Source organism: Roseiarcus fermentans (genome assembly GCF_003315135.1).
Classification (GTDB): domain Bacteria; phylum Pseudomonadota; class Alphaproteobacteria; order Rhizobiales; family Beijerinckiaceae; genus Roseiarcus; species Roseiarcus fermentans.
This window is the reverse complement of the sequence record NZ_QNRK01000049.1, coordinates 19953-40522: the sequence shown is the minus strand read 5'-3', so window position 1 is coordinate 40522 and position 20570 is coordinate 19953. Positions and strand designations below refer to the sequence as shown.

Here is a 20570-nt window from a genome sequence, read left to right as displayed (position 1 = left end):
TTGCGGCTGAAGCAGGGAAGGAAACAACGATATGAAAGCACGATATCTCACGACCGCTGCGGCTGCGGCCCTGGCGCTCGCGGGCCTCGCCACCGCAGCGAACGCCGCCGGAAAATGGGACGGCGGCGACGACCTCGCGACCAGCCCGCTCGAATGCGGAATGGGCCCGGCCGCGCCGGCCGCGCCGATGAAATACGACGGCGGACAGCCGACCAACGCCGCCGACAAGGCGGGCAAGGAGATCGTGGTCGTCGACGTGCCCAAGCTGATCGGCATCGGCTACTTCAACGCCACCGCGAAGGGCATCCAGGACGCCGCCAAGGACATCGGCAACGTCAAGGCGAAGACCGACGGGCCGACGGAAGCCAAGATCGACGAGCAGATCAAGTTCATCGACAATTACATCACCAGCGGCGTCGACGGCATCCTGTTCGCCGCCAACGATCCGGTCGCGATCGCGCCGGTCTTGAAGAAGGCGCTGTCGAAGGGCATCCACGTCGTCGGCTACGACGCCAACTCCACGCCCGACGCGCGCGAATGGTTCGTCAACCAGTCGCCGTTCAACGGCATCGCCAAGTCGATGGTCGACGCCATGGCCAAGGAGACCGGCGAGGACGGGTCGTTCGCCATCGTCACCTCGACCTTCACCACGCCGAACCAGGCGCGCTGGATCGCCGAGATGCAGGCCTACGCCGCCAAGTGCCATCCCAAGCTCAATTGGCTCGAGACGGTCGAGGCGCAGGAGGACAACAACCTGTCGTTCAACCAGGCCACGACCCTGATCAACAAGCACGGCGACAAGCTCAAGGGCATCTTCGGCATGACCTCGGTCGCGACGCCCGCCTCCGCCGAAGCGGTCACCAAGGCCGGCCAGTGCGGCAAGGTCGCGGTCGTCGGCCTCGCCACGCCCAACGCCATGAAGCCCTACGTCCACTCCGACTGCGTCAAGTCGGTGGTGCTGTGGAACCCGATCGACCTCGGCTACGCCGCGACCTACGTCATGCGCGCCGCGGTCGACGGCAAGCTGAAGCCCGGCGACACCTCGGTCGACGCCGGCAAGCTCGGCAAGCTCAACGTCATCAACGGCAGCGAGATTTTGCTCGGGGCGCCTTACATCTTCGACAAGGCGAACATCGACAAGTTCGACTTCTGATCGCGCGCTCGGGCTCCCTTCCCCAGCTTGCTGGGGAAGGCAGCGCGAAGCGCCGGATGGGGTGTGCGCCGCTACAGAGACGCTGCAAGACTCGCACGAACGTTCTCGCGAACTTGCCGCGTCGGCGCGCCGCTCTCCACACCCCATCCGTCGCCTTCGGCGACACCTTCCCCGCTTGGCGGAGAAGGGGAGGCGAGACCGCCCCAAAGGCTTCGGGAGCCCGCCATGCAGCGCTACGCCTTCAAGATGTTTCTCGACCCCGGCGCGGCGCACGAATACCGCCGCCGTCACGACGCGATCTGGCCGGAGCTGAAGACCCTGCTCGCCGAGAAGGGCGTCTCCAACTACTCGATCTTTCTCGACCCCGAGACGAACACGCTGTTCGCCTACCTCGAGCGCCCCGACCGCCACGGCATGGACGACTTGCCGCTCGATCCGGTGATGCGGCGCTGGTGGGCGCACATGCAGGACCTGATGGCGGCCAACGCCGACGGCAGCCCCAGGACGGCGCCGCTGGTGGAGATGTTTCACCTGGACTGACCAGTCCGCGCGGCTCGAAGGGCGATTTTCCGCACCCGGCGAAATCGCCGCGCCCGGTTGCTCGCCCCTCAGCAGACCGCCGTCCCGTCGAACATTTGCAGGATCTTGCGACGGAGCATCCGGGCCGTCGACCAGCGCGGCCCGGCGCTCCGAGCCGTCAGCGTCGCTGTCCCTGCGCTGCGCATCCTCTGGCCGGGCGCGGGGCGCAGCAAGACTGTCGCCGCGGGGCGCGGCCGCCGCGGCGGACGGTGTCAACGGAGTCCATCGCCCCTTGGACCGAGGTCGTCCCGGGCCGGGATTCGAGCTCTTCAGAATCGTGGGGCCGTCGCAGGAAGCGCTCCGATTCCGCAGGGATTCGGAAGGTCGGGAAGGCGGTCCCGAGCCGTTCGGCGGCGCTCTGGCCGACTGTGTGGCCGAGGTGGCCTCGGGCTGCCCGAATTGACAACCGGAATTCCGTTCCGTATTAAGCGGAACCATCTTCCGGTTAGGAGACCTCCCATGCCCTTGATCAGCGTCTATCTCAGAAAGGGCGCCAGCCCGGAATTCCGCCGCTCGCTCGCCGGCGCCATCAAGACGGCGTTCATCGGAGTCCTCAAACTGCCTGATGACGACTACAATCAGGTCACGTTCGAGCTCGATCCGGAGAATATGATTTACGATCCCAATTTCTTTGGCGAAGCGCGCAGCGAAAAGATGATCTTGATTTCGATGTCGTTCAATCACCGCTCAGCGGAGCTGAAAGCGCAATTGTTCGAAGCCGTCGCGAAGAACGTGGTCGAAGCGGTCGGCATCCGAATACAAGATGTGATGATGAACATCGTTGAGACCGCTCGCGAGAATTGGTGGGCTTATGGGCGGACCGTCAACCGAGACAGTGGATTTGATTCGCGTATGGTCGATGCGCCTACCTGAGAAGACGAACCCGGCCGAGCCCGCCACCGATAACTGGTCGAAGATCCGCCGCATCGACGCGCGCCGAAACCGGGCGCGCATTTTCACCGCAGCAAAGAAGCTTTTTTCCGAGCAGAGCGGTTCGACCCGAATGGAAGATATCGCCCGGCTCGCCGGGGTTGGCGTTGGGTCGCTCTATCGCTCTTTCGGCAATCGCGCGGGACTGGCCGAAGCGATCTTCCGCGATATTCTGGATGAATTGGTGGAGATGGCCAATCGGCTGGGTCTGGACCGCGACCCGTGTTCGGCTCTGCGAATTTGGTTGCAGACATATATCGACGGACTTCACGCGAAGCGATCCATGCTTGGCGACCTCGCCCCGCTGTTCGAGTCTGATCCAAAGTTGCTCGCGAGCGCTCGAACCAAGGCGGCGTCGGCGCTGGCGACGGTTCTGGTCAGGGCGCAAGAAGCCGGCGCCGTGCGATCGGACATCGACGCGGAGGCGCTGACGCAACTCATCAATGGACTGGCGGGCAGCTCCAATTCCGCTGAACCCCAGCGCGCGGACTTGCTGCTGGAGGTCATTTTGGACGGCTTGGCGGCTCGCGGGGCTTATCCGAAGGAACTCTGACCTTCGCAGGCTCAGGCAGGCTCGATTTCGTCGCCCCGGAATGGCCGGCAACTCCATTTCCGGCCGGGCGACGGCGCGTCCGCCATACAGGGGTCGGCGTGGAATCCGGGGCAGGGCGCATCGGCTTCTCGCTGAACCGCGTCCGCGCGGCGATCCCTGCGCCGCGGGCGCCGGCGTCGAGAGGAGCGGCGATCCGTTGTTCCCGACCCGGCCGACGGAACGGCGCGATCTCGCCGGCTTTCCGCCGACGGGGAAACGCCCGCGGCTCAGGCCGGCGCGGGCGCCGCCTTACGCATGTCCCCATCTCCTTGCCGGCGCAATCCCCAACGCGGAGGGCGGCGTCACTCCCGGCGGGCCGGAGCCGCGACGCACGCATGCAATGGCGGCCCTGCCGGGAGCAGGCACGCGACGGCCGGACGGGCTCTCCGGACCCGTCTGCCCGGACGGCGCCCCGTCACACCTCCCCCCAGACCTCCTCGGCGATCTCCACCAGCCGCGCGAGCTTGATCCACTGGTCCGCCTCGGACAGGTCGTTGCCGTGCGCGGTCGAGGAGAAGCCGCACTGATGCGAGAGCGCGCACTGGTCGAGGGCCACGTATTTCGTCGCCTCCTCGATCCGCCGCTTGACCTCGTCCTTCGGCTCGGCCGCGGCCTTCTTCGAGCTCATGAGGCCGAGCACGATGGTGGCGCTCTTGGGCGCGAAGCGGAGGGGGGCGAAGTCGCCCGAGCGCTCGTCGTCGTATTCGAGGAAGAAGCCGTCGATCTTCATCTCGTTCAGGAGGATGTCCGCCACCGGCTCGTAGCCGCCCTGCGCCACCCAGGCGCTCTTGAAGTTGCCGCGGCACAGGTGGACGCAGACCGTCATGTCGGCCGGCCGGTCGCGGATGGAATCGTTGATCAGGCGGCAGTAGAGGCGGGTCAGCGCGTCGGGATCGTCGCCGCGCGCCTTGGTGCGGGCGCGGATCTCCGGATCGCAGAGATAGGCGAGGTTGGTGTCGTCGAACTGCAGGTAGCGTAAGCCCCGCCTGGCGAGATCGGCGATTTCGGCGCGGTAGGCGGCGGTCAGGTCCTCGTAGAATTGCTCGAGGTTGGGGTAGACGGTCTCGCTGATCGCCTCCCGCCCGCCGCGGAAATGCAGCATCGACGGCGCCGGGATGCAGACTTTCGGAGTGCGGGTCACGGCCGACTTCAGAAAATCGAAGTCCGCGCCCTGGATCGGCGCGACCCATTTGACCGGGCTGCCGACATGCATGGTCGGCGGCTTGAACCCGACCTGCGCCCCGTCGTCCTTGCGGAAGCTCGCGACATATTCGCCGTAGCGCGTCTCGACGCCCTCGAGCCGTTCGAGGAAATCGACGTGAAAATAGGTGCGGCGGAACTCGCCGTCGGTGATCCCTTTCAGGCCGACGTTCTCCTGAGCGCGGGCGACCTCGCGGATGCATTCGTTCTCGACCGCGTGAAGGTCCTCGGCGGGGAGTTCGCCCGCGGCGAAGGTCTCGCGGGCATGGCGCAGGCGCTCGGGGCGCAGGAAGCTGCCGACGTGGTCGGCGCGGAACGGCGGACGGGGCATGGCTTTCCTCCCAGGCTTTTGATGACAGGTCATCTTGTCACGCCGGGCGGGCCTTTGACAACCCGGCGCCCGAGGCTACCGCTTCGCCGCGAAAAACGCCCGCAGAATCGCCGCCGCCTCGCTTTCCCGGATGCCGCCGTAGACTTCGGGCGCGTGATGGCAGGTCGGCTGGCCGAACAGGCGCGGCCCGTGGTCGACGGCGCCGCCCTTGGCGTCGGGGGCGGCGTAATAGAGCCGGCGGATGCGGGCGTGGGCGATCGCGCCGGCGCACATCGCACAGGGCTCCAGCGTCACATAGAGGTCGCAGCCGACCAGGCGCTCGGACTGGAGCCGGGCCGCGGCCTCGCGGATCGCGACGATTTCCGCATGCGCGGTCGGGTCGGCGCGCTCGCGGGCGCGGTTTCCCGCCCGGGCGATGACGGCGCCATCGCGTACGACCGCCGCCCCGATCGGCGCCTCCCCGCGCGCCGCCGCCGCGCGCGCCTCGGCGAAGGCGACACTCATCGGATCGTTGGTGTCGGGGCTCGCTGTCATCGTTCCCGGCCGCTCGCGCCCGCATTTTCGTTTGGCGGCCGCGCGCTTTCCGGCTTAGGACAGGCGCTCGCTCCGGGCAATCCGAGGAGCGTCGCGGACAGAAATGACACGGGAATGAGCGACGAGGACAAATCCGAGGTTCGCGAGGGCAGCCGCATCGCCAAGGTGATGGCGCGGGCGGGCCTGTGCTCGCGCCGCGAGGCGGAAACGTGGATCGCCGAAGGGCGGGTCAGCGTCAACGGCAAGGTCCTCGACAGCCCGGCCTACAACGTCAGCGACCAGGACGAGGTGCGGGTCGACGGCGAGCGGCTCGGCGCGGCCGAGCGCACCCGGCTGTTCCTGTTCCACAAGCCGCGCGGCCTCGTCACCACCTCGCGCGACCCGGAGGGGCGGCGGACGATCTTCGACGCTCTGCCGCCCGACCTGCCGCGCGTGGTCGCGATCGGCCGCCTCGACATCAACACCGAGGGCCTGCTGCTGCTCACCAACGACGGCGGCCTCGCCCGGGTGCTGGAGCTGCCCGCGACCGGCTGGCTGCGCCGCTACCGCGTGCGCGCCCACGGCGCCGTCGACCAGGCGCAGCTCGACGCGTTGCGCGACGGCGTCACCGTCGACGGGATCGACTACGCCGGGATCGAGGCGAAGCTCGACCGCGAGCAGGGCTCCAACGCCTGGATCACCATGGGTCTGCGCGAGGGCAAGAACCGCGAGATCAAGCGCGTGCTCGAACACCTCGGGCTGTCGGTGAACCGGCTGATCCGGGTGTCGTTCGGGCCGTTCGAGCTCGGCGACCTGGCCGAGGGCGAGGTGGCCGAGGTGCGCACCCGCGTCTTGCGCGATCAGCTCGGCGCCAAGCTCGCCCGCGAGGCCGGCGTCGATTTCGACGCGCCGGTGGCCGACCACGCGCCGGCGCCCGCGCCCGCGCCTGAATCGCCGCGCGAGGAACGGCGCAAGCGGCCGGACGACGCGGGCCGCAGCCGCAAGCCGGCGTTCGCCCGCGACCGCGAGCGCGAGGAGGCGCCGCCGCGCCGCGCGCCGCCAGCGCCCTCGACGCCCGAACGCAAGCGCAAGCACGTCTCGGCCCTGCGCGCCGAAATCGCGCGCGACGCCACGGACGAGGCCGCCCCGCGCAAGCGCATCGCGCGCAGCGCCACCCAGGACCGCAAGGGCCGCACCGTCGCCGTCGAGCGGATCTCGAAGGCTGGCGCCGACGTCGAAGCGCCGGCCTCCGAAACCCGCGCCCGCAAGGCCGGCCCGCGCCGCGAGCGCGGCGCGAGCGACGGTGAGCGGCGGCCGCGCGACGGGCGGCGCGAGGCCGCCGCCCCGGGCGCGGCGCGGCCGCGTCGCGCCGGACCGGACGGCGAGCGGTCGCCTCCTGCCCGCGGCGAGGGGCGCGCCCGCCCGCCGCGCGATGCAGGCGAGGCGGGCAGACCCGCACGATCGTTCCGCCCCGACGCCCCGCGCGGCCGGCCGGCCGGGTCCGGCGGCAGGCCCGAGGGCGGCGCTTCGGCCCCCGGCGCGGCGCGCCGCCCGTGGAAAGACGGCGAGCGGTCGCCCCCCCGCGGCGGAAAGTTCGAGGGCGAGGGCCGCGGCCGCCCGCCGCGCGGCGAAGGCGAGGCGGGCAAACCCGCGCGATCGTTCCGGGAGGGGCCGCGCGAGCGCCCGCCGGCGGCGCGCGGCGGCAAGTTCGAGGGCGAGCGCGCCCGCCCGCCGCGCGGCGAGGGCGAAGCGGGGAAGCCGGCGCGATCGTTTCGTCCGGAGGGGTCGCGCGAGCGCCCGCCGCGCGGCGAGGGCGGGACGGGCAAACCGGCGCGATCGTTCCGCAGCGACGCCCCGCGCGGCCGGCCCGAGGGCGACAAGCCGCGGGGCGCGCCGGGAGGCCGCAGCGGGCCGGGCGCCGGGCCCGGCCGGCCGCCGGGCAAGCGCTGACCGATGCGCGTCGTCGGCGGGCGCCTCGGGGGCCGCGCGCTCGCCGCGCCCGGTTCGCGCGCCATACGCCCCACCTCCGACCGCCTGCGCGAGTCGATGTTCGACATTCTCGAGCACCGCTACCCCGGGCGGATCGAGGGGCGCCGGGTGGTCGACCTGTTTTCGGGATCGGGGGCGCTGGCGATCGAGGCGCTGTCGCGGGGCGCCAAATTCGCGCTCATGGTCGACAAGGAGGCGGAAGCGCGCGCGCTGCTGCGCGCCAACGTCGAGGCGATGGGGCTCGGCGGCGTCACCCGGATCTGGCGGGCGGACGCGACGAAACTCGGCGACGCGCCGGCCGGCGGGCCGTTCGCGCTCGCCTTCCTCGACCCGCCCTACGGGCAGGGCCTCGCGGGCCCGGCGCTCGCCGCCCTCGTGGCCGGCGGCTGGCTCGAAGCGGACGCGCTGTGCGTGGTCGAGGAAGCGGCGAAGGCGGAGATCATCGCGCCGCCGGGGCTCGCGCCGATCGACGAACGGGTTTATGGCGACACGCGGATCGTCATTCTGCGGCGGGAAGAATCGGGGGGCGAAGCGTGACCTCAACGCGCGTGACCGCGGCCCTGCTGGCGGCGCTGGCGCTTCCGGCCTGCACGGAGGCGCCGCAGACCGACCCGACCGCCCAGCAGTCCATGATCGGCCTGTCGGGGCGGGAGGTTCTCGCCTGCATGGGGGGCCGGCCTTCGCAAGTGACGCGGCCGGCGGAGGGGACCGAGATCTGGAGCTGGCCGCTCGGCGTGACCACGACCGACAGCCCGCCCTGGAGCGTTGGGACCAATTTTTCCCTCATCGCGCGCGACGCGCCCTGTGAGGTGCGGCTGGTGATGACCAACGGCCGCGTCAGCCAGGTGGCCTATCGCCTGCCCGACGGCCGCGCCCTGCCGTCCGGGCGGCAGTGCTCCTTCCCGGTCTGGACCTGCGCGGCCGCCGGCGCCCTGCGATAGGGCGCCGATGGCGCGCGCCGGCCGGCTGCTCGACCTCATGCAGGCGCTGCGCCGGCGCCGGGCGCCGACGCCGGGCGCGGCGCTCGCCGACGAACTCGGCGTATCGCTCCGGACCCTCTATCGCGACATCGCCACGCTGCAGGCGCAGGGAGCGGCGATCGAGGGCGAGGCGGGCCTCGGTTACGTGCTGAGAGCCGGCTTCGAATTGCCGCCGCTGATGGTCACGCTGGCGGAGATCGAGGCGCTGGCGCTCGGCGCGCGCTGGGTCGAGGGGCGCGGCGACGAGGCCCTTGCACGGGCGGCGCAGGACGCGCTGGCGAAGATCGCCGCCGTCCTGCCGCCCGACCGGGCGGACGCGCTCGACTGGCCGACCCTGCTCGCCGGCGCGACCCGAGCGGGCGACGCGGAGCGCGCCGCGCTGCCGCTGGTGCGCCAGGCGCTGACGACGGAGCGCAAGCTCGGCTTCGGCTACGCCGACAAGGCGGGGCGGGCGACCGACCGGGTCGTCTGGCCGGTCGCCGTCGGTTTCTTCGAATCCGTGATGATGCTCGCCGCCTGGTGCGAGACGCGCGAGGCCTTCCGGCACTTCCGCCTCGACCGAATGGCCGGGGTGGCGGTCCTGCCCGCCCGCCCGCCGAAGTCCCGGCGAGCGTTGCTCAAGGACTGGCGTCGGGACGAGGGGCTGTGAGCAGCGCGCCGCGGTTGCAGGGCCGGGTCGCTGACCCGGCCGGCGCGCTCAGCGAGCACAGGCCGCCGGGCTCTGTAGGGCCGGGTCGCTGACCCGGCCGGCGCGCTCGGCGAGCGCGCCCTACAGGGGCCGCCGCTGGCCGCGAAGGACGCCCGACCCCGAGCGCTTCAATCGTCCAGACCCTTGCCGGCGAGAATCCGGGGGATGGCGCTTTCGACCCGCGCCGAGCGCGTTTTCGATTGTTTGGCGGACGAAAAACGGAGCAGGTAGGCCCGTCTTCGCCCGGGAGTGAGCGTGTCGAACGCCTTTCTCAGTTCATCACTCGCTTCGAGCGCCATCTTGAACTCGTCAGCAACGGTAAACGCTTCCGCCGTCTTGAGCACGACCTTCGCGCCCGACGTCTCCAGCGCGATCGCTTCGCGAATACAGGCTTGCAAGACCGCTTCCATGGCGACGATCTCGTCGACGCCGGTGAAGCGGATCTGGCGCGCCGCCTGCACGTTCGCCGTCTGCTGGATGAGGACATGGTCGGGGTCGGCGAGCAGGGCGCCCTTGGGAAACAGAAGCGCGCAATAGTCCTTGAACCCGTGCATGAGGACGACGTTGCGCTTGTCCAGCGTGTAGCAGGGCCAGCCCCACTTGAGGTCCTCGGTCAGCCCGGAGTCGAGGGCGATTGTCCGCAGCGCCGCGAATTCCGCGCGCCACGCGCCGGGCGCGGCGAGGAAGGCGTCGACCCTGGGGTTTCTGTCAGTCATGGCGCGAATTCTCGGCGGAAGGCGGCGCGGCGTTCGATCCTGCCCGACTCGTCCCTGCGCTGGCAAACGCGGCGCGACGAGGCGGGCGCCGGCCGTTCGAGGCGGAACAAACCGTCGCGGAGCGCCATTGACCCGGCGAGCCGCGAGGAGCGGCGAGCCCGTCATTTGGGGAGGCCGCCATGAGCCTGACCGTCGGAGATTTCATCGTCGAGCGCCTGCACGCCTGGGGCGTGCGCACCATTTTCGGCTATCCCGGCGACGGCATCAACGGCGTGATCGAGGCGCTCAACCGCGCCGACGGCAAAATCGAATTCATCCAGGCGCGCCATGAGGAGATGGCCGCCTTCATGGCCAGCGCCTACGCCAAATTCTCGGGCCGTCTCGGCGTCTGCCTCGCGACCTCGGGCCCCGGCGCGTCGCATCTGGTCACCGGGATGTACGACGCCCGGCTCGACCACATGCCGGTGCTGGCGATCGCGGGCCAGCAGGCGCGCAACGCGCTCGGCGGCCACTACCAGCAGGAAGTCGATCTCGTCAGCCTCTACAAGGACGTCGCGGGCGCCTTCGTGCAGCAGGCGTCCGAGGCGGCGCAGGTCCGGCATCTGGTCGACCGGGCGGTGCGCATCGCGCTCGGCGAGCGCCGCGTGACGGCGCTGGTGCTGCCTAACGACCTCCAGGACGCGCCCTACGAAGACCCTCCGCGCAAGCACGGCACGGTGCATTCCGGGGTCGGCTACGCGCCTCCCCGCACCGTGCCTTACGAAGCCGACCTGCGTCGCGCCGCCGACGTCCTCAACGCCGGCGAGAAGGTCGCGATCCTGGTCGGGGCCGGCGCGCTCGGCGCGGGCGACGAAGTGATCGCGGTGGCGGAGACGCTGCGCGCCGGCGTCGCCAAGGCGCTGCTCGGCAAGGCGGCGCTGCCCGACGATTTACCTTACGTCACCGGGTCGATCGGCATGCTCGGCACCAAGCCCAGCTATCGCCTGATGACCGAATGCGACACGCTGCTGATGGTCGGCTCGGGCTTCCCCTATTCCGAGTTCCTGCCGGAGGAGGGACAGGCGCGCGGGGTGCAGATCGACATCGCCCCCGAGATGCTGTCGCTGCGCTATCCGATGGAGGTCAACCTGGTCGGCGACGCCAGGGAGACGCTGAGGGCGCTGCTGCCGCTGCTGAACCGCAAGACCAACGGCGCGTGGCGCGAGGCGATCGAGGCCGAGGTCGGGGACTGGTGGAAGACGCTGGAGGCGCGCGCCATGCAGCCGGCCAACCCGGTCAACCCGCAGCGGGTGACCTGGGAGCTGTCGCCCCGCCTGCCGGACGGCGCGATCGTCACCAGCGACTCGGGCTCGTGCGCCAACTGGTACGCGCGCGATCTGAAGATGCGCCCCGGCATGATGGCGTCGCTGTCGGGCGGGCTCGCCTCGATGGGCGCGGCGGTGCCCTATGCGATCGCCGCCAAATACGCCCATCCCGACCGGCCGGTGATCGCGCTGGTCGGCGACGGCGCCATGCAGATGAACAACATGGCCGAGCTGATCACCGTCGCCAAATACTGGCGCAGCTGGACCGACAAGCGCTGGATCGTCTGCGTCTTCAACAACGAGGACCTGAACCAGGTGACCTGGGAGCAGCGGGTGATGGAGGGCGACCCGAAATTCGAGGCCTCGCAGCGCATCCCGAACGTGCCCTATCATCGCTTCGCCGAGCTGATCGGCCTCGAGGGGATCTACGTCGACAATCCCGACGCCATGGGCCCGGCCTGGGACCAGGCGCTGGCGGCGGACCGCCCGGTGGTGCTCGAGGTCAAGACCGATCCCGAGGTGCCGCCGCTGCCGCCGCACATCACCCTCGAGGAAGCCAGGAAGCTCACCTCGACGCTCCTGAAGGGCGACCCGGACGAGGTCGGCCTGGTCCGGGGCGCCGCGCGGCAATTGCTGAGCAAGGTGCTCCCGGGGACGCAATAGCGGACCCGCGACGATGCCCCGATCCGGCGAAGCGCCCATCTCCGAGGTCAGGCCGGCGGCCTACCGCATCCCGACCGACGCGCCGGAGGCCGACGGCACGTTCGCGTGGGACGCGACGACGCTGGTCGTCGTCCACGTCGCGGCCGGCGGCGACACCGGCCTCGGCTACACCTACGCCGGCGCGAGCGTCGCGCCGCTGATCGCGACGCTGGCGGCGAAAGTCCTCGACGGGCAGGACGCGTTCGACATTCCCGCCCGCCGGCTCGCGCTCCTGCGCGCGGTGAGGAACCTCGGCCGCTCGGGACTCGCCGCCTGCGCCGTCTCGGCGCTCGACTGCGCGCTCTGGGACCTCAAGGCGCGCCGGTTCGGGGTCGCGCTCGCGACCCTGCTCGGCCGCTGCCGCAACGCCGTTCCGATCTACGGCAGCGGCGGCTTCACCAGCTATTCCGACGCGAGGCTCGCCGACCAGCTGTCGGGCTGGGTCGAGCGCGACGGCTGCCGCTTCGTCAAGATGAAGATCGGCAGCGATCCCGAGCGGGACCCGGCGCGGGCGCTGGCGGCCAGGCGCGCGATCGGCGACCGGCAGCTGTTCGTCGACGCCAACGGCGCCTTTTCGGCCAAGCAGGCCTTGCGCTTCGCCGCCGCCAGCGCCGAGGCCGACATCCGCTGGTTCGAGGAGCCGGTGACCTCGGACGACCCGCCGGGACTGAGGCTCGTGCGCCAACGCACGCCCCCCGGCATGGAGGTGGCGGCGGGCGAATACGTCTACGACCTCGACGACGCCCGCATCCTGCTCGAGGCGCACGCCGTCGACGTCCTGCAGGCCGACGTCACCCGCTGCGGCGGCGTCTCGGCCTTTCTGGAGGTCGGCGCGCTGGCCGAGGCGCACCACACCGACCTCTCCGGCCATTGCGCCCCCTCGCTCCACCGCCACGTCGCCTGCGCGGCGCCGCGCCTGAGGCGCCTCGAATGGTTCCACGACCACGTGCGGATCGAACAGATGCTGTTCGACGGGGCGCCGAGGCCCTGCGGCGGCGCCATCGCGCCGGACCTTTCACGCCCCGGCCATGGGCTCGAATTCAAGGCGGCGGACGCCGAACGTTTCCGCATCGGAGGACGGCCATGACGACGCTCGTGCGACCGCGGACGCCGGAAGCCGTCGGGGTTTCGACGTTCGGCGAATGGCCTGCAGTCGCCGGAGGCGACGGCGGTCATCGACCGGGGCTGCGGGAGCGCCGGGTCGCGGAAGAAACCGTCCGCGACGCCGCCGAGGAGCGCGCCGGGCGGACGGTCCACCTCGGCGCCGGCGTTCTGGCGCTCTCCGTGCTGGCCGACAGCGCGCTCGAACATTATCGCGGCTCGTTCCACAACAAGGCGATGGTCGCGCCGCTGGTCAGCGCGACGCTGTCGCTCGCGACCAACGCGCCGGCGACGTTCGGCGCGCGGGCGCCGCTGCCGTTGCTCGACGCGGTGCAGGCGGCTGCCGCCGCGACCGGGGTCGCCGGCCTCGGCTTCCACGCCTTCAACATCGGCAAGCGGCCGGGCGGCCTGTCGTGGCTCAACCTGTTCTACGCCGCCCCGGTCGGCGCGCCCTTCGCGCTGGCGCTGTCGGGGTTCTTCGGCCGCTGCGCGGTGCGGCTCGCGGGCGATTCGCGCACGTTGTTCGGCTGGCCGGCCGGCCGCCTGCTCGCCGCGACCGCGGCCGGCGGGCTGATCGGCACGGCCGCCGAAGCGGGGCTGCTGCACTTCCGCGGCGCCTATCACAATCCCGCGATGGCCCTGCCGGTGACGATCCCGCCGGTCGCCGCCGGGCTCCTCGCGGCCGCGGCGCTGAAGCCAGCGCCGGCGCTGAGGAGAGCGGCGCGCGTCGGTCTCGTCGCGACCGCCGCCGTCGGCGTCGCCGGGGTCGGGTTTCACCTGTTCGGCGTCTCCCGCAACATGGGCGGCTTCCGCAACCTGAGCCAGAACCTGTTGAACGGCCCGCCCGTGCCGGCGCCGCCGAGCTTCCTCGGCCTGGCGCTGATCGGGCTGGCGGCGCTTTCGCTCATGGAGGCGAACGATGCGTGAGCGCTATCCCGGCTATGACGTGCTCGCCAAGCGCGACACGCCGTCCTGGAACGACCAGACGAGGCGGGCGATCGACGCCCGGATGGCGATCCCGCTCGCCGCCCGCCGCTTCTTTTCCGACGACGAATGGCCGACCGTGCAGGCGATCTGCGGCCGGATCGTCCCGCAACCTCGGGACCGCGCCCGTCCCGCGCCGGTCGCCGCGATGATCGACGCCAAGCTCGCGGCCGACGATCGCGACGGCTACCGCCACGCCAGCATGCCGCCTCAGCGCGAGGCGTGGCGGCGCGGGGTGCGGGCGATCGACGCGGAGGCGCAGGCCCGCCTCGGGGCCCGCTTCCACGCGCTCGCGCCCGACGCCCAGGACGAGGTCCTGAAGGCGGCGCAGCGGGGAGAGGCGCGCAGCGACGCCTGGGGCGACATGCCGCCTGCGGAATTCTTCCGCGCGCGCCTGCTGCACGACGTCCTCGGCGCCTACTACGCCCACCCGTCGGCCTGGAGCGAGATCGGCTTCGGCGGCCCGGCCAGCCCGCGCGGCTACGTGCGCATGAATTTCGACCGCCGCGACCCATGGGAGGCGGCGGAAGCGCTTCCCGGCCGTGAAGCCGACGCCCGGCGTGACAATGCTTCCGTCCGATAATCCCCTCACGACGCCGCGCGCGACCAACGGACGCGCGCCCGACGTCTTCCGGCCCGGCGCGTGGACGCCGATGCGCTGCTGGTCGGACGACGACGAGGTCGACTTCGCCATCGTCGGCACGGGCGCGGGCGGGGGCGCGCTGGCCTGCAAGCTCGCCGAATACGGCTTCTCGGTGGTCGCTTTCGACGCCGGCCCGTACTGGCGGCCGCTCGAGGACTTCGTGTCCGACGAGCGCGAACAGTCGAAACTCTACTGGACGGACGAGCGGATCGTCGACGGCGACAATCCGCTCAGGCCCGGCTCCAACAATTGCGGCAAGTCGGTCGGCGGCTCGACCGTGCATTTCGCCATGGTGTCGCTGCGCTTCCGCCCGGAGTGGTTCAAGGCGCGCACAACTCTCGGCTACGGGGCCGACTGGCCGCTCGACTGGCGCGAGATGTGGACCTACTACCGCGAGGTCGAGGAGACGCTGACCATCTCCGGCCCGGTGACGTACCCGTGGGGGCCGAAGCGGCCGCGCTATCCTTATCGCCCGCACGAACTCAACGCCGCGGCCCTCGTCCTCGCCGAAGGCGCCGAGGCGCTCGGCATCCCGTGGTCGGCGACGCCGCTCGCGACGCTCTCGGCGCCGCGCGGCCTCTCGCCGCCGTGCGTCTATCGCGGCATGTGCGTGATCGGCTGCTCGACCAACGCCAAGCAGAGCGTGCTCCTGACCTGGCTGCCGCGGGCGCTGAAAGCGGGGGCCGAGATCCGCGACCTCGCCATGGTCGGACGGATCGAGCACGACGGGCGCGGCCTGGCGACGGGCGTGCGCTACCATCGCGAGGGCCGCTGGCGCTTCCAGCGGGCCAGGAACGTCGTCGTCGCCGGCTACGCCATCGAGACGCCGCGTCTTCTGCTCAACTCGGCCAGCGCGAAATTTCCCGACGGCCTCGCCAATTCCTCCGGGCTCGTCGGCAAGAATCTGATGGTGCAGGCGAACCAGGCGGTCTGGGGGCTGATGGAGCGGGAGATCCGCGCCTACAAGGGGCCGCCGTCGCTCGCGCTGACCGAGCACTGGAACTACAAGGACGACGGCAAGGATTTTTTCGGCGGCTACGCCTACATGAGCCAGGGTCCGCTGCCGGTGGCGTGGTCGAGCGTGCTGGCGGGACAGCGCGGCCTGTGGGGGCAGGGGCTGCTCGACGCCATGCAGGACTATAACCACCAGGTCGGCCTCAAGATCGTCGGCGAATGCATGGCGCAAGAGCGGAACCGCGTCACGCTCGCCGACGAGACCGACCGGTACGGCCTGAAGATCCCGCGCGTCACCTATTCCTACTGCGACAACGACCGGCGGCTGATCGCCCATTCGCTGGCCTTCATGCGCGTCGCGCTGGAAGCGGCGGGCGCGCGCGACATCTGGGACGAGACCGACGACACCTGCCATCTCAACGGCACCGCGCGCATGGGCGACGATCCGAGGACGAGCGTGGTCGACGCCGACTGCCGGGCGTGGGACATGCGCAATCTGTGGGTGTGCGACGGCTCGGTGTTTCCGACGGTCGGCGGCGTCAACCCGTCGCTGACGATTCAGGCGATCGCCTGCCGCACCGCCGACCGGATCAAGACGCTGGCGCGTCGCGGCGAGTTGTGAGGGGCCTCGCGGAATGGCCGGCGCCGCGCTGATATCAGGAGCCGGCATCGCGGGTCCGACGCTTGCCTATTGGCTGCTTCGCGTTGGATGGACGCCGACGCTGATCGAGCGCGCGCCAAAGCCGCGGGGCGGCGGCTACGTCATCGACTTCTGGGGACTCGGCTACGACATTGCGGAGCGCATGGGGCTCGCGGAGGAGATCCAGAGGGCCGGCTACCACGCGGAGGAGCTGCGGATTGTGGGCGACAGCGGCGAGCGGAAAGCCGGCTTCGGCGCGGCGGTTTTCAGCGAGTTGACCGGGGGTCGCTATGTGACTGTGAAGCGGAGCGACCTCGCCGCCTTGCTTCTCGCCAAGGTCGCCGACCGGTGCGAGGTCGTCTTCGGAGAAGAGGTTGTCGAACTCAACGAGAATTCCGGGGGCGTCGAGGTGCGCTTTCGCCATGGAAAAACACGGCGTTTCGACATCGTTGTCGGCGCCGATGGTCTTCACTCGAGAGTCAGGGCCCTCGCCTTCGGCGCCGAGAAGAATTTCGAGGGCTTCCTCGGGTATGTAGTCGCCGCGTTCGAGGCCAGGGGGTATCGCCCGCGCGACGAAGACGTCTATGTCATTCACAACGAGCCGGGCCTCATGCTCGCTCGCTTCGCGCAGAAGGACGACACGACCCTCTTCCTGTTCGTGGCCGCGCCCGAGCCCGGAGAGATCGGTGACGGGCAGGAGGCGGAAGAGCAGAAGTCGCTGCTCGCGACCCGCCTCTCGGCGATGCGATGGCGGGAAGCCGCTCATGTTCGGGCCGCGCTCGAATCGGCCGAAAGCGTCTATTTCGATCGCGTGAGCCAGATTCGGATGAACCGCTGGTCGAAGGGTCGGATTGCATTGGTCGGCGATGCGGCCTTCTGCCCATCGCTTCTCGCGGGCCAGGGCGCGGCGCTCGCCATGACGGCGTCCTACGTCCTTGCGGGCGAGCTTGCCCGACAAGGCGGGGATCATACCGAGAGCTTCCGAGCCTACCAAATGAGGTTGCACTCGTTCGTCGATCGCAAGCAGCGCTCGGCGAGAGGCTTCGCCCGCGCCTTTGCGCCGCGAACGCGCTTCGGAATCCTGTTTCGCAACGCGGTTGTCCGGGCGACTGCGATCCCGGGTCTTTCCCGTCTGGTTATCGCCCGTGACGTCGCTGACCGGATCGTCCTGCCTGACTATCCTTGATGTGAGGATCGGGCCGGAACGTCGCCGGGTCTCCAGTCCGGGGGGACGTCAATTCCCGCGTCGGCGGGGCATAGACGGCGCCGGCGGCGAAGAACGCCAGCGCGCCCGCCGCGAGCCGCGCCGATCACCAGCGGCGCCTCGTTTGCGGCCTCCGCGCTGAACGAGCCGCGCACGCGATGGAGCGCCGTCAAGACGCCGATCCCGCCGGGGCGCCCGGAAAATATCGACCATCCGGTACGCGGCGGGGGGAGCTGTGAGGGCGGGGGCAGTTGTCACCGTCGCGAAGGCGGGGTCCGGAGCCGCGCCGCCCCCGCCTCCTGACGGCGAGCCGCTGATGATCTTCGACCGCGCATTCAGCGGAAGGGAAAGCGACGACGAGGCAAGGGCGTGGGACGACCGGGGCCGGCGGGACCGGGAAGCTCGAGCCGATCCAGCGGTTCACGATTGATTATCACGGCTGTGGCGTGCCCGAACCCCTGCGGTCGCGGGGCTGAGATGGGCAGGCTGTCCCGGCACGATCGCTCGGCGCTCCGTTCGATGCGGCTCCTTCACCCGGCCGTCGCCGAGCGGTCGGCGCGGGTCTTTGCCGGGCCATCGGCGTTGGCGAGGTTGTGGGCGGTGTTGATCAAAGCGAGATGGGAAAAGGCCTGCGGAAAATTGCCGAGCTGGCGTTTTTCGTGCGGATCGTACTCTTCCGCCAGGAGGCCGACGTCGTTGCGCAGCGCCAGCAGCCGGTCGAACAGGGCGTGCGCGTCGTCGAGCCGCCCGGCGAGCGCGTAGGTGTCGGCGAGCCAGAAGCTGCAGGCGAGGAAGGCGCCCTCGCCCGCCGGCAGACCGTCCGCGCCGCTGCCGGTGTCGTAGCGCAGCACCAGGCCCTCGCGCATCAGCTGGCGCTCGATGGCGGCGATGGTGCCGCGGACGCGCGGGTCGTCCGGCGGCAGGAAGCCGACCAGCGGGATCAGGAGACAGCTCGCGTCGAGCGCGCTCGCGCCGTAGGACTGGACGAAAGCGTTCTGCGCGCTGTCGAAGCCGTGCTCGCAGACGCTGGCGTGGATGGCGTCGCGCGCCTCCCGCCAGCGCTCGACCGGACCCTGCAGCCCGAACGCCTCGACCGAGCGCACCGCGCGGTCGAAGGCGACCCACGCCATCACCTTCGAATGGGTGAAGTGCCGCCGCTCGCCCCGCACCTCCCAGATGCCTTCGTCGGGTTCGCGCCAGATCGCTTCGAGATGGGCGAGGAGCGCGCACTCGAGGTCCCAGGTGGATTGCGAGGTCGCGAGCCCGGCGCGCCGGGCGACATAGAAGGTGTCGAGCACCTCGCCGTACACGTCGAGCTGGAGCTGCCCGACGGCGGCGTTGCCGATGCGGACCGGGCCCGAGCCGCTGTAGCCCGGCAGCCACGGAACCACGTATTCGTCGAGCCGCCGCTCTCCCGCCACGCCGTACATGGTCTGGACGTCGTCGGGCGACCCCGCCACCGCGCGCAACAGCCATTCGTGCCAGGCCTTGGCTTCATCGAGGTATCCGGCGCCGATCAGCGCCAGCAGGGTGAACGTCGCGTCGCGCAGCCAGCAGAAGCGATAGTCCCAGTTGCGCTCGCCGCCGATCCGTTCCGGCAGCGAGGTCGTGGCGGCCGCCACGATCCCGCCCGTCTCCCAGTGCGCGAGCGATTTGAGGGTCAGCAGCGAGCGCAGGACGGCGTCGCGCCCGGCGAAGCGCCCGCTGAACGTCCCCGCCCAGCCTGTCCACTCGGCCTCGACGCCGCGCAGGGCCTCGGGCGGCGGCGCAGCCGCCTGCGGCGGGGGCCGCCAGGACGGCGCCCAGGTCAGGCTGAAGCTCGTTTCCTGCCCGGAGCGGATCGAGAAGTCGGCGACCGTCCGGCGATCCTCGCCGCGGGTCGCGATCGCGGCGTCGAGCACGAGCCGGTCCGGTCCGGCCGTGAATTGCAGCCGCCCGTCCTCCTGCCGCGAAACCCATGGGACGATCGAGCCGTAGTCGAAGCGCACGACGAGTTCCATGCGCATCGCGACCTCGCCTTCGAGGCCGGTCACGATCCGCATGAGGTCGGCTGCGCCGTCGCGCCGGACCATGAAGTCGGTGACGCGGACGGCGCCCCGGCCGGTGCGGAACACCGTCTCGAGAATCAGCGTGTCGCCGCGGTAGCTGCGCGTCGCCGTCGCCGACCCGTCGGCCGGCGCGATCAGCCACCGGCCGTGCTTCGGCTCGCCGAGCAGCGCCGCGAAACAGGCCGGGCTGTCGAAGCGCGGCAGCCCCAGCCAGTCGATCGAGCCGTCGCGCCCGACGAGCGCCACGGTCTCGCAATTGCCGACGATGGCGTAGTCCTCGATCCGGCAGGGCATCAGTCCGCCGCCTGCAGCCGGCGGCGCGCGCCGCGGCGCGCCATGACCAGGGCGCCGGCGGCAAAGAAGACCAGCGCGCCTGCGGCCACCGCGCCGAGGCGGGCCAGTTCGCCCACGACCAGCGGCGCATGGGTTTCCGCCTCACGGCCGAACGATCCGCGCACCCGGTGAAGCGACGTCACCGGATGGTCGAGATTGTCCGGACGGTCGTGCGCAATCGGCGTTTTGGTCTGCTGCCCCTCGATCGCGGCGCCGGCCAGATAGCGGTCGAGCGCGCCGGGCAGGACGAAGTCGCCGAGGATGAGCAGAATGGTCGGCCAGCCCAGCCAGTATTCCCGCCAGCGCCCGGCCGTGGCGCGATAGACCGCGTCGGCCACCGCTTCCGGCTCGACCGGCCGCCCCATCGGCCGCGGGGTCCTGCCGAGATGCGCCCGCGCCCAGTCGAACTGCGGCGTGTTGACCGCCGGCAGTTCGACAATCGTCACTGTGATTTGGGAGCCCTCGGCGAGCAACTCGGCGCGCAGGCTGTCGGTGAAGCCGCGGATGGCGTGCTTGGCGCCGCAATAGGCGGCCTGAAGCGGAATGCCGCGGTAGGCCAGCGCGGAGCCCATCTGCACGATGCGGCCCTGGCCTCGCGGCCGCATCGATTTCAGCGCCGCCATCGTCCCGTGGACGAAGCCCAGATAGGTGACGTCGGTGACCCGCTGGAACTCGGCCGGGCTGATGTCGGCGACGCGCGAGAACACCGTCTCCATCGCGTCGTTGATCCAGACGTCGACCGGCCCGAGCGTGTCCTCGAGTCGCGCCGCGGCCGCGAACACCGCGTCCGCGTCGGCGACGTCGACCGATTCGCAGGCGGCCTCCGCCCCGAGGACCGCGAGTTCCCGTCTGACCTCCTCCAGCGCCTCGGGATCGCGCGCCAGAATGCCGACGCGGTCGCCCGCGCCGGCGAACCGGCGGGCGACGGCGCGGCCGACGCCGGCGGTCGCGCCCGTGATGAAGACAGTCCGGGATCTCCCCATGGT

19 protein-coding genes are annotated in these 20570 nt (G+C 70.9%); 14 read left to right on the top strand and 5 right to left on the bottom strand.

Annotated elements, in window-relative coordinates; all coding sequences use genetic code 11:
- The first annotated feature begins 31 nt into the window (after positions 1-31).
- The 4 genes from DFR50_RS28545 to DFR50_RS28530 all read left to right on the top strand — a co-directional run bounded on the left by DFR50_RS28545 (position 32) and on the right by DFR50_RS28530 (position 3215).
- Positions 32-1153, top strand: a complete 1122-nt coding sequence (locus DFR50_RS28545) for an autoinducer 2 ABC transporter substrate-binding protein (RefSeq protein ID WP_113893237.1) — start codon at positions 32-34, stop codon at positions 1151-1153.
- 225 nt (positions 1154-1378) lie between these two features.
- Complete coding sequence (gene rhaM / locus DFR50_RS28540) at positions 1379-1693, top strand: L-rhamnose mutarotase (protein WP_113893235.1); 315 nt, start codon at positions 1379-1381, stop codon at positions 1691-1693.
- 498 nt (positions 1694-2191) lie between these two features.
- Positions 2192-2605, top strand: coding sequence for a tautomerase family protein (locus tag DFR50_RS28535; protein ID WP_113893233.1), 414 nt, complete (start codon positions 2192-2194; stop codon positions 2603-2605).
- Positions 2568-3215, top strand: a complete 648-nt coding sequence (locus DFR50_RS28530) for a TetR/AcrR family transcriptional regulator (RefSeq protein ID WP_170153429.1) — start codon at positions 2568-2570, stop codon at positions 3213-3215. The genes DFR50_RS28535 and DFR50_RS28530 overlap by 38 nt, the downstream gene beginning before the upstream one ends.
- A 454-nt stretch (positions 3216-3669) precedes the next feature.
- On the opposite strand, the gene DFR50_RS28525 is transcribed toward DFR50_RS28530, so the two are convergent.
- Entirely contained in the window at positions 3670-4785 is a 1116-nt protein-coding gene (locus DFR50_RS28525; protein ID WP_113893229.1) for a 5-methyltetrahydropteroyltriglutamate--homocysteine S-methyltransferase, read from the bottom strand.
- Positions 4786-4860: 75 nt separating this feature from the next.
- A complete protein-coding gene (locus DFR50_RS28520) occupies positions 4861-5319 on the bottom strand; it encodes a nucleoside deaminase (protein ID WP_245428195.1) in 459 nt (152 codons plus the stop codon).
- A 114-nt stretch (positions 5320-5433) separates the two neighbouring features.
- Between DFR50_RS28520 and DFR50_RS28515 the strand changes: the two genes are divergently transcribed.
- The 4 genes from DFR50_RS28515 to DFR50_RS28500 are packed head-to-tail and all read left to right on the top strand — an operon-like array spanning position 5434 to position 8916.
- Positions 5434-7248, top strand: coding sequence for a pseudouridine synthase (locus tag DFR50_RS28515; RefSeq protein ID WP_113893227.1), 1815 nt, complete (start codon positions 5434-5436; stop codon positions 7246-7248).
- A 3-nt stretch (positions 7249-7251) separates the two neighbouring features.
- Positions 7252-7824 carry a 16S rRNA (guanine(966)-N(2))-methyltransferase RsmD gene (gene rsmD / locus DFR50_RS28510; protein WP_113893225.1) on the top strand — a complete coding sequence of 191 codons (573 nt, stop codon included), beginning with the start codon at positions 7252-7254 and terminating at the stop codon, positions 7822-7824.
- A complete protein-coding gene (locus tag DFR50_RS28505; protein WP_113893223.1) occupies positions 7821-8228 on the top strand; it encodes a hypothetical protein in 408 nt (135 codons plus the stop codon). Before rsmD ends, DFR50_RS28505 begins: the two co-directional genes overlap by 4 nt.
- Positions 8229-8235: 7 nt before the next feature.
- Positions 8236-8916: a helix-turn-helix transcriptional regulator gene (locus tag DFR50_RS28500; RefSeq protein WP_113893221.1), complete on the top strand. Its 681-nt coding sequence runs from the start codon at positions 8236-8238 to the stop codon at positions 8914-8916.
- A gap of 167 nt (positions 8917-9083) precedes the next feature.
- On the opposite strand, the gene DFR50_RS28495 is transcribed toward DFR50_RS28500, so the two are convergent.
- The gene (locus tag DFR50_RS28495; RefSeq protein ID WP_113893219.1) at positions 9084-9671 is read right to left on the bottom strand and encodes a YdeI/OmpD-associated family protein; all 588 of its coding nucleotides are present in this window, start codon (positions 9669-9671) and stop codon (positions 9084-9086) included.
- A gap of 179 nt (positions 9672-9850) precedes the next feature.
- On the opposite strand from DFR50_RS28495, the gene DFR50_RS28490 reads away from it, so the two are divergent.
- From DFR50_RS28490 to DFR50_RS28465, 6 genes are read left to right on the top strand one after another with little or no spacing between them, the layout of a single operon-like run.
- Positions 9851-11638: a thiamine pyrophosphate-requiring protein gene (locus tag DFR50_RS28490; RefSeq protein ID WP_113893217.1), complete on the top strand. Its 1788-nt coding sequence runs from the start codon at positions 9851-9853 to the stop codon at positions 11636-11638.
- Positions 11639-11651: 13 nt separating this feature from the next.
- Positions 11652-12764: an enolase C-terminal domain-like protein gene (locus DFR50_RS28485; protein WP_113893215.1), complete on the top strand. Its 1113-nt coding sequence runs from the start codon at positions 11652-11654 to the stop codon at positions 12762-12764.
- Positions 12761-13705 (top strand): hypothetical protein, encoded by a 945-nt coding sequence (locus DFR50_RS28480; protein ID WP_210209068.1) that lies wholly within the window; start codon positions 12761-12763, stop codon positions 13703-13705. The genes DFR50_RS28485 and DFR50_RS28480 overlap by 4 nt, the downstream gene beginning before the upstream one ends.
- Positions 13698-14345, top strand: coding sequence for a gluconate 2-dehydrogenase subunit 3 family protein (locus DFR50_RS28475; RefSeq protein WP_113893213.1), 648 nt, complete (start codon positions 13698-13700; stop codon positions 14343-14345). Before DFR50_RS28480 ends, DFR50_RS28475 begins: the two co-directional genes overlap by 8 nt.
- Positions 14329-15981 (top strand): GMC family oxidoreductase, encoded by a 1653-nt coding sequence (locus DFR50_RS28470; protein WP_113893211.1) that lies wholly within the window; start codon positions 14329-14331, stop codon positions 15979-15981. The genes DFR50_RS28475 and DFR50_RS28470 overlap by 17 nt, the downstream gene beginning before the upstream one ends.
- A 13-nt stretch (positions 15982-15994) precedes the next feature.
- A complete protein-coding gene (locus DFR50_RS28465) occupies positions 15995-17185 on the top strand; it encodes an FAD-binding domain (RefSeq protein WP_113893209.1) in 1191 nt (396 codons plus the stop codon).
- A gap of 548 nt (positions 17186-17733) precedes the next feature.
- Here DFR50_RS28465 and DFR50_RS28460 read toward each other — a convergent pair.
- The gene (locus tag DFR50_RS28460; RefSeq protein ID WP_113893207.1) at positions 17734-19545 is read right to left on the bottom strand and encodes a glycoside hydrolase family 15 protein; all 1812 of its coding nucleotides are present in this window, start codon (positions 19543-19545) and stop codon (positions 17734-17736) included.
- The gene (locus DFR50_RS28455) at positions 19545-20567 is read right to left on the bottom strand and encodes an SDR family oxidoreductase (RefSeq protein WP_113893205.1); all 1023 of its coding nucleotides are present in this window, start codon (positions 20565-20567) and stop codon (positions 19545-19547) included. Before DFR50_RS28455 ends, DFR50_RS28460 begins: the two co-directional genes overlap by 1 nt.
- Positions 20568-20570 lie beyond the last annotated feature (3 nt).

Bases quoted from the DNA above. Each gene is read 5' to 3' on its own strand.
- DFR50_RS28535 (WP_113893233.1), top strand. From the start codon at position 2,192: ATGCCCTTGATCAGCGTCTATCTCAGAAAGGGCGCCAGCCCGGAATTC.
- DFR50_RS28465 (WP_113893209.1), top strand. From the start codon at position 15,995: ATGGCCGGCGCCGCGCTGATATCAGGAGCCGGCATCGCGGGTCCGACG.
- DFR50_RS28475 (WP_113893213.1), top strand. From the start codon at position 13,698: ATGCGTGAGCGCTATCCCGGCTATGACGTGCTCGCCAAGCGCGACACG.
- DFR50_RS28480 (WP_210209068.1), top strand. From the start codon at position 12,761: ATGACGACGCTCGTGCGACCGCGGACGCCGGAAGCCGTCGGGGTTTCG.
- DFR50_RS28515 (WP_113893227.1), top strand. From the start codon at position 5,434: ATGAGCGACGAGGACAAATCCGAGGTTCGCGAGGGCAGCCGCATCGCC.
- DFR50_RS28500 (WP_113893221.1), top strand. From the start codon at position 8,236: ATGGCGCGCGCCGGCCGGCTGCTCGACCTCATGCAGGCGCTGCGCCGG.
- DFR50_RS28520 (WP_245428195.1), bottom strand. From the start codon at position 5,319: ATGACAGCGAGCCCCGACACCAACGATCCGATGAGTGTCGCCTTCGCC.
- rhaM (WP_113893235.1), top strand. From the start codon at position 1,379: ATGCAGCGCTACGCCTTCAAGATGTTTCTCGACCCCGGCGCGGCGCAC.
- DFR50_RS28525 (WP_113893229.1), bottom strand. From the start codon at position 4,785: ATGCCCCGTCCGCCGTTCCGCGCCGACCACGTCGGCAGCTTCCTGCGC.
- DFR50_RS28460 (WP_113893207.1), bottom strand. From the start codon at position 19,545: ATGCCCTGCCGGATCGAGGACTACGCCATCGTCGGCAATTGCGAGACC.
- DFR50_RS28455 (WP_113893205.1), bottom strand. From the start codon at position 20,567: ATGGGGAGATCCCGGACTGTCTTCATCACGGGCGCGACCGCCGGCGTC.
- DFR50_RS28545 (WP_113893237.1), top strand. From the start codon at position 32: ATGAAAGCACGATATCTCACGACCGCTGCGGCTGCGGCCCTGGCGCTC.
- DFR50_RS28485 (WP_113893215.1), top strand. From the start codon at position 11,652: ATGCCCCGATCCGGCGAAGCGCCCATCTCCGAGGTCAGGCCGGCGGCC.
- DFR50_RS28495 (WP_113893219.1), bottom strand. From the start codon at position 9,671: ATGACTGACAGAAACCCCAGGGTCGACGCCTTCCTCGCCGCGCCCGGC.
- DFR50_RS28490 (WP_113893217.1), top strand. From the start codon at position 9,851: ATGAGCCTGACCGTCGGAGATTTCATCGTCGAGCGCCTGCACGCCTGG.
- rsmD (WP_113893225.1), top strand. From the start codon at position 7,252: ATGCGCGTCGTCGGCGGGCGCCTCGGGGGCCGCGCGCTCGCCGCGCCC.
- DFR50_RS28470 (WP_113893211.1), top strand. From the start codon at position 14,329: ATGCTTCCGTCCGATAATCCCCTCACGACGCCGCGCGCGACCAACGGA.